We start from the raw sequence: 2,628 nt of genomic DNA, 5'->3' as shown, positions 1-2,628 counted from the left end.
ACGGCGACATCCCGCGGGCCATTGTAGACGACTGCACGCATCGCTCGCTCCTGCCCTGAGGTCGTATGCCAAGCAAAAGGAGGTACACGCTGCCTGTCATGAGATCATCCGGGCGATACCTACGGTGTTCTCCGGAGCGCGATTGGCGCCAGTTTCCAGGGAGGGCCCACTTCCGAAGAAACCGAAGCGGTTTAGATCTCGAACGTCTGACCTTCTGAAACCGCCTGAGACAGCCGGCTATTCCGAGCGTCGGCGTCGCTGCCGTCGTGCCAGAAAGGCGGAAGCAGGAGTTTGAGGCGCAGGGCGACGCCGTGCTGGATTGGCCATAATTCCTTTGTGCTCAGGGGGAGACTCCGAAGGTGCACGGTAGAGGAGGTCTACCGCATGCCAGAAGGCTACGCGCTCGGCTGGCGCGACGCGGCTCAGGATGGTCCGGATGTCTGACATGGCACCAGCAGCATTCGTGGCAATGTCAGCCAGAGTGAGGGGATCCTGAGAAGCAGCCATGTCGTACTCCGCGGACGCTATAATCTTTTTGAAATTTGATTATGGCGCCGCTGGTGAAAATGAGGGCGACTACTAATCAAATATACATAATTTTATGCCAATTCCAGTATCTCCCAAGAGATTGCTTCGGGCGTTTCCGCGACGAGACCGCACCGTCGGAGCTTGCCGCAGAGGCACTGAGTCGTAACGTCAGTGCGAATGGCCCGCATGCCTTGGGCGAGTCACTGTAATCGACGCATGTGTCGCTGGCCGACCTGATACGGCACAACGCGAACCAGGCCCAACCGCCAAGCGGCGTCCCGTGAGCTTGGCGCTGTGATGCAGATTGTGAGAGATCCGTGTGGCGGTTGGAGCCGACCGGCGGGAATTTCGTCGATGCTGTCGATCTCGCGTTCGTAGAGCAGAGCATCCGCACTAGCACCTGCACCGGATAGGCAGGTCTCACGGGCCTACAGCATGGGAAGCCGGCGCGGTCGCGGTCCGAGCGGGAACGCTGCGTCGAGCCGTGCGATCTCGGCGTCCGTCAGCGACAGCGCGCCGGCGCCCGCGTTGTCGGCGGCGTGCTCAGGGCTGGACGCCTTGGGTATCGTGAAGCAGGACGGCCGCCGTAACAGAAACCGGAGCGCGACCTGGCGTGCGGTCGCGCCGTGGTGTGCTGCGACGCTCTCCAGCACGTGGCCGCCCGGCGTGCGCGGGTCGGGGAAGCTGTCATGGCCGAACGGGCTGTAGGCGACGACGGCGATGCCATGCTCCTCGCACCAGGGCTGCACGGCGTGCTCGATCGCACGCTCCTCCAGATGGTAGAGCACTTGATTGCAGGCGATCCGGCCCTTGCCCCCAGCTTCCCAGGCGGCATCAAGGTCGGGCACGTCGAAGTTGCTCACCCCCCAAAACAGGATCTTGCCCTGCTCGCGAAGCCTTTCGAAGCCGGCGAAGGTGTCCTCGAGGGGATGCGGACCGGGCCAGTGTAGCAGGTAGCAGTCCAGCCTGTCGGTGCGCAGGCGCGCGAGCGAGCGCTCGCAAGCCGCCACGGTCTCAGAGCGCGAGGCATTGCTGGGGAGAACCTTGGAGACGAGAAAAACCTCGTCGCGCCGTCCGTTGATCGCCTCGCCGACCACGGTCTCGGCATCGCCGTACATCTCGGCGGTGTCGATGTGGGTCATGCCGAGATCCAGGCCTCGGCGCAGGGCAGCGACCGCGGTGGGCCGGTGCGCGTCGTCGATGTACCAGGTTCCCTGGCCGATCACCGCAACTTCGCGCGGCACGGGACCAAACGGGCGCCGCTCCATAGTCTCTCCTCCCCGCGATAAAGCGCATGCTCCGCAGCGCCGGTTGGGTCTGCAGGTCTAACTCGGCTATTGCCTGTCGCGATCGACCGAGCTGCGGGGCGCCGAGGACGGCAAGAGCAGCCACTCCAGCTGCATCGGCCAACGCTCAGGCGATTTCACCAAAGCCGGGCCCGGCATACTCCTGCGAGCAAACCGCAGAACGATGACGATCCATGTGCTCGCGCACTCTGTCGTTGCCCTAAAGCTCAGCTATGGGTCTCCTTTGGTCCGATCGCTGCGACCTGTGGACCTGCGTGATGGTCGGCAGCGTGTTGGAATGCGGACCGATAGGATCCGGACAGCCCGACCACTCCGCGGTAGGAGAACGTTGGCTGCCGCACCTTGGTTTGATAAGGGATGCCTCTAAGGATGTGCCCGTTGTATGCGCGAGCTGGCAAGCTTCAGTGCAATGGCGACGTCATCCGATCGATCTCTCACCCATCGCGGGGCGATCAGATGGGCGTCTCGATCTGACGACTTCAAGCCGGTGCCAAACGCCACTGCCAGAACCTCGGACGGCGTCTTGGCGCGAACAGCTCCATTTGGCGCACTCGGCAGGCGTAAGGCGGCTTAGGTCGCTCCGATGGAGGGCCAGGCGCATCATCCCTTCCCCGCGGCACCTTGCGCTGTGTCGAGCGATGCTGGCCAAGCGCCCGGCAGGCGCGGCTTTCGGGAACGTGCAGAACGTCCCTGTGAACTGATGCGGTGGATGCCCCCACCGACCGGCATCTCGTATGCCTGATGGTTGAATCGGAACCGATCATAGGGGTCATCGATGACGACGATCAGCATG

2 protein-coding genes are annotated in these 2,628 nt (G+C 63.2%); both read right to left on the bottom strand.

Features of this window, described 5'->3' with window-relative positions:
• Positions 1 to 956 precede the first annotated feature (956 nt).
• On the bottom strand, positions 957 to 1,796 hold the full coding sequence (locus MET9862_RS28840) for an aldo/keto reductase (RefSeq protein ID WP_142586295.1): 840 nt from the start codon (positions 1,794 to 1,796) through the stop codon (positions 957 to 959).
• Between the two features lie 639 nt (positions 1,797 to 2,435).
• Positions 2,436 to 2,628 (bottom strand): hypothetical protein (locus tag MET9862_RS29880; RefSeq protein ID WP_210248140.1); only part of this gene is annotated, 193 nt, incomplete at its 5' end.

The sequence above is a fragment of the Methylobacterium symbioticum genome, assembly GCF_902141845.1.
Taxonomy (GTDB): Bacteria; Pseudomonadota; Alphaproteobacteria; order Rhizobiales; family Beijerinckiaceae; genus Methylobacterium; species Methylobacterium symbioticum.
The sequence above is the reverse complement of the archived record's forward strand: the minus strand, read 5'-3'. Positions and strand labels throughout refer to the sequence as shown.